Origin of the sequence: Streptomyces ossamyceticus, assembly GCF_001418475.1 — a bacterium.
GTDB classification, from domain to species: Bacteria; Actinomycetota; Actinomycetes; order Streptomycetales; family Streptomycetaceae; genus Streptomyces; species Streptomyces ossamyceticus.
This window is the reverse complement of sequence record NZ_LIQX01000456.1, coordinates 1-4,761: the sequence shown is the minus strand read 5'-3', so window position 1 is coordinate 4,761 and position 4,761 is coordinate 1. Positions and strand designations below refer to the sequence as shown.

General features: G+C 69.5%; 4 protein-coding genes and 1 pseudogene. 3 read left to right on the top strand and 2 right to left on the bottom strand.

Annotated elements, in window-relative coordinates; translation table 11 throughout:
- The 3 genes and pseudogenes from AOK15_RS29200 to AOK15_RS47435 all read left to right on the top strand — a co-directional run.
- A partial coding sequence (locus tag AOK15_RS29200; protein ID WP_055521339.1) for an MFS transporter occupies nucleotides 1-1,213 on the top strand: 1,213 nt, incomplete at its 5' end.
- Nucleotides 1,214-1,499: 286 nt separating this feature from the next.
- The gene (locus AOK15_RS29195; protein ID WP_240508646.1) at nucleotides 1,500-2,291 is read left to right on the top strand and encodes an IclR family transcriptional regulator; all 792 of its coding nucleotides are present in this window, start codon (nucleotides 1,500-1,502) and stop codon (nucleotides 2,289-2,291) included.
- Nucleotides 2,292-2,424: 133 nt separating this feature from the next.
- Nucleotides 2,425-2,593: pseudogene (locus AOK15_RS47435) on the top strand (mycothiol transferase); the annotation flags it as partial.
- A 159-nt stretch (nucleotides 2,594-2,752) separates the two neighbouring features.
- Here AOK15_RS47435 and AOK15_RS29190 read toward each other — a convergent pair.
- Both AOK15_RS29190 and AOK15_RS29185 read right to left on the bottom strand, forming a co-directional pair.
- Nucleotides 2,753-3,700 carry a ribosome-inactivating family protein gene (locus tag AOK15_RS29190; RefSeq protein WP_055521337.1) on the bottom strand — a complete coding sequence of 316 codons (948 nt, stop codon included), beginning with the start codon at nucleotides 3,698-3,700 and terminating at the stop codon, nucleotides 2,753-2,755.
- Nucleotides 3,701-4,243: 543 nt separating this feature from the next.
- The coding region (locus tag AOK15_RS29185; protein ID WP_055521336.1) for a helix-turn-helix domain-containing protein at nucleotides 4,244-4,761 on the bottom strand (518 nt) is incomplete at its 5' end.

Below are 4,761 nucleotides of genomic sequence, written 5' to 3'. Positions count from 1 at the left end.
CTACGACTTCGCCGTGTACGGAACGGCCGCGGCCCTCGTCCTGGGCCCGGCGTTCTTCCCCGCCGGCAACGCCACGGTCTCCACACTCGCCGCGTTCCTCACCTTCGCCGCCGCCTTCCTGGCCCGCCCCGTCGGCGTGGTGCTGTTCGGAAGCATCGGCGATCGGGTCGGGCGTAAGCGGGCCCTCTTCCTCTCGCTGGTGCTGATGGGCCTGTCCACGGTCGGCGTCGGACTGCTGCCGACCTACGAGACGGCCGGCCTCGTAGCCCCCGTGCTCCTGGTCGTGCTCCGTCTGCTGCAGGGCGTGAGCCTGGGCGGCGAGTGGGGCGGGGCCGTGCTGCTGGCGGCGGAGCACGCGCCCCCCGGACGCCGCGCCCTGTTCGCGTCGATCCCGCAGGCCGGCCCGCCGCTCGGTTTCCTGCTGTCCAGCGCCGTGATCCTTCCGACGCTGTCGATCGTGGGCAAGGACGGTTTCGCCGACTGGGCCTGGCGCGTTCCGTTCCTGCTGAGCACCGTCCTCATCGTCGTCGGCCTCTGGGTGCGCTCCCGCGTCACCGAGTCCCCGGTCTTCCAGCAGCGCCCCGCCGACGCCGCCGCTCCGCGTTTCCCCCTCGGTGTCCTGATCAAGGAGTACCCGGGAAGACTGCTCCTCGGCATCGGCGCGGCGATCGGCGGCTCCGCGGTGTACTACCTGACGATCGTCTACAGCATCTCCTACGGGCCGGCCGCCCTCGGCATCCCCCAGCCCACGATGCTGACCGCCGCGAGCATCGCCGCCGCGGCCGTGGTGGCCGCCACGGTGCCGGTGGCGAAACTCGCCGACCGGGTGGGCAGACGCCCGGTGATGCTGACCGGCGCGGCCGGTTGCGCCCTGTGGGCCCTGCCCATGTTCGGCTCCCTGAATACCGGCGACGGTGTACTGATCACCGGGGCCTTCAGTGTCGGGCTCGTGCTGTTCATCATGATGTTCTCGCCCATGGCCGCGTTCCTGCCGGAGCTGTTCCCGGCCAGGCTGCGCTACACCGGAGCGTCGGCGACGTTCATCCTCGCCGCCACTCTCGGCGGCGGCTTCGCCCCGCTGGTCGCCACCTGGCTGAACACCCACTGGAAGTCGCCGCTGATCCTGGGCGTGTACGCGGGCGCTCTCTGCCTGGTCAGCCTGGTCTGTGTGCTGGCCCTGCCCGAGACCCGCGACAAGGACTTCAGCGCCTGACGACCCTCGTCGAAGACCCTCGAACCGCCCGTCGTGCCGCCGACGCACGACGGGCGGTTCCGTCATTTCCGGCCATGATCGGGCGGTGGCACCGACGGGGCCGACACCGCTGCGGCACGCGCCGTTTACAAGCCCGACTCGGTCTCCTACATTGGACATGCGTCCATTTCAGTGGTCGCTCAGACCTTCCCGGTGCCCTCGGTCCTTCCCTCGGAGTCTGCCCATGCGCGTCACCGCCCTTCGTCCGGAGCATGCTGACCCCCCGCACCCCGGTGCGCCGAGCCCCGTGCCCGAGCAACAGACAGCGGTCGACAAGGCGCTGGTCCTTCTGAAGTCGCTCGCCGAACAGGACAGGGAGGTCGGCGTCAGCGAACTGGCCCGCTGCGCCCGTCTCAGCAAGTCGACGGCGTTCCGCCTGCTGGGCATCCTGCAGCGCAACGATCTCGTCGAGCGGGTCGGCAGCAACTACCGGCTCGGCATCCAGCTGTTCGACATGGGCAACCGCGTCCATGGGCCGACGCCCTTGCTGCTTCAGGAGCGATTGCTGCCCCACCTCGCCGATCTGTACGAACTGACGCACGAGACGGTGCATCTGGCCGTGCTGCACGGCACCGAGATCGTGTACGTCAACAAGATCCACGGTCACCGCGCCGCCCGCACGCCTTCACGGATCGGCGCGCGGCTGCCCGCGTACTGCACCGCCGTAGGCAAGGCACTGCTGGCCTTCGACCACGACGCCGCGGAGGCGGCCATCGAGGCGGGGCTGTCCGCTCTCACCGAGTACACCCTCACCGACGCCGACAGCTTCCGGGCCGAGCTGCGACGTATCCGCCGGGACGGCATCGCCTACGACCGCCAGGAGGCGACCCTCGGACTGACCTGCGTCGCCGTACCGATCATGGGCCCCGTCGGACGCCCCCTGGCCGCGGTCTCCGTCGCCGGCGCCGACCACCGCTTCGACCCCTCGCGCTATGCGGGGGCCCTGCGCCGCGTGGCCCACGAAGCGGCGCGCACGGTCACCGCGGCCAAGGCGCGCGGCTCGATCCCGACCGGACGCGGCGGCCTGCCGGTGGCCTGACCCTCCCGAGGACCTGCCCCGATCCACGGCCCTGTGCGCCTGATGGCGCACGGGGCCGCATCGCTGTACCGCTCCGCCACCCGTCACGACGATGCCGCCGCCGACCGACGCCCAGTAGTGCTTCGTCTCCCCGCCCGATCTGAAGGCATCCCACCCGCTGCCCAAGGCCCCGTGATTCGAGGCCGACGCACGGTGGTCGGCCCGCAGGGTGCTACTGCACATCATTGCCGAGATCGCCCAGCCCGCCGGCCACAGCCGACATCGTCCGAGAGGCCCTGGACGGCTCCAAGAGCATGGGCTGACTCACCGCTTGCCACGCACCCTCACGCTCGTCTGGCGTGCCCGTATGACGCACAGCCCCCGTCAGGTGTTACCAGCACCTGACGGGGGTCTGAAGAGGGGCGGGCCACGTGCGGGCCGGGGCCGCGAGTATCTGGCAGCACTCGGGCCGCTCCCGTGCGTCACTGACTGTTCTGCAGAAGGCAGATGGCGAGGATCGCGGCCATCGACGTCAGCGTGTTCGCGAAGAAGTCGCGGCCCGGTGTTGCGGGGTCGTTGACCTCGAAGTTGATGGGTGTGCCGTTGTTCAGGCTGGCGACCAACTGACGCGAAGCCTCGCCCCAGCTGTTCATCAGCTCTGCGTCGGCAACGTTGACGACCGTCTCACCGGCGCCGTTGGAGCCGAAGGCCTGCCGGAAGTCCTGGTGCAGCGGCTCGAACCTCGCGGCTTCCGCGATCATCATGGCGAACACCATCATCGACCGGGCTACCGTGTTCTGATTGGAACCCCCTCGCAGGTTCAGGTACGCCGTGTCCACCACCTGCTGGTTGAGCCTCATGTTGGCCCGTGCCTGGCCGCCCCGCGACTCCAGGTCCCCGTAGCTGCCCGTGAAGGGGAGACTGGCCGCAGGCACCCGCGGGTTGAGTTCGGGGTCGTCGCCCTTGAAGAAGACGGGCTCAGCGCTGCCCCGTCCGTCCCTGACCTGGTGGCCGATGAGGAACAGGTCCCGCGCCCGCAGGATCAGGCGGACGTTGTTGCCGTCCGAACTCGAGGGCAGGGCACTGGCCCGCAGGTCGATGGCGAAGATGTTCCTGGAGGAGTTGTCCAGGGCGGGGTCGGTCTGCAGTATCCCGTCCCGCAGCACCCTGCCGCCGGTCGCCCGCTGGCGTACGGCTTTGATCATGTCGTCGTACGCCTTTTCGCCGCCACTGATGTCCCAGGTGATGTCGTTGCCGTCATCGATGGCGCTGGCCTTCTCCTGGAACTGCGGGACCACAAGGGCGGCACCACCCAGCAGCGTGGCAACGGCGAGGAAGAGCACCAGGAACTTCCTGGTCAGCCAGCGGGAACGGCGTTTGTGACCAGCGCCGCCGACCCGCTCGGCGGAGAGCGTTTCTTTCATGGGCATGCCACATACCTCGCTTGCGGCGACTCGTGGACGAGTCATGGACGTCTTCGGGGATGGTCGGCGCTCAGCACCGCGGAGCAGTCCGGAGAGCGATCGGACGTCGGGTCGCTTGGTATCCCGCGCCGTTCGGCAAAGTCTTTCCCAAGGGTCCGAGACCCCGACAGAGGCAAACATCCCAACCCGTCAGTATCGGGGAGAGGATCTGACCGGGCCCGACCTGTCGCCGGCGACAGCCGTTCACCCTGACCGCCCACGATTCGAAGGCCCCCGGAGAACCCGACCACCGCGCCGGGGCCCCGCCATGCCCACTGGCAGGCCGGCAACCGGAGTTACCGGTCCAACGCGATCAGCCCAGCCACCCGAAGCGAAACAACGAGGCTAGGGCCCTTCAGACGGATCTCCGCGGCGTCGCGACGCCCGGCACGCACTCTCGCCGCACCGGACAAAAGCCCTAGTAGCTCCGCTACGAGGGCTTCCGCCCCGCACACCGAGAGCACGCACCGAACGCCGCTCCTTCTCCCACGGAGATCCGTCAGAAGGGCCCTAGTGGCCATGGGTGCGGGTGACGGCCATGCCGCCGGTGCCGGGAAGCGCGCGCGGCACGCTCACCACGATGTGGATCAGGCTCTCCCCGTCCAGCGCCTCGTACACGTGCGGCCGGTCGCCCGGGTACCGGACGAAGTCGCCGGCCGTCAGCTCCACGGGGGCGTCGGCAGGGCCGACCCGTACCCGACCGCTGATCACGTACAGGTGCTCCAGCGTGCCCACCGGGTGCGGCTCGGACGGCCTGTCCGCGTCCGGTGAACGGCCAAGACGGACCAGGTAGTTCTCGATGACACCGGAGCCGTACACATGGTCCAGGGAGCGGGACTCGTAGCCGTCGTGCCGCTCCCAGACGACGTCGTCCGCCCGCTGCACGGTCATCACCTGTTCCCGCTCGGCCACCAGCCGTGTGACCGGCACGCCGAGCGCGCCGGCGATGGAGAACAGCGTGTCGACGGTGGGATTCCCCGTCCCCAACTCCAATTTGGACAGAGTCTGTTTGGCCAGGCCGGCCTGGC

Bases quoted from the DNA above. Each gene is read 5' to 3' on its own strand.
- AOK15_RS29190 (WP_055521337.1), bottom strand. From the start codon at position 3,700: ATGCCCATGAAAGAAACGCTCTCCGCCGAGCGGGTCGGCGGCGCTGGT.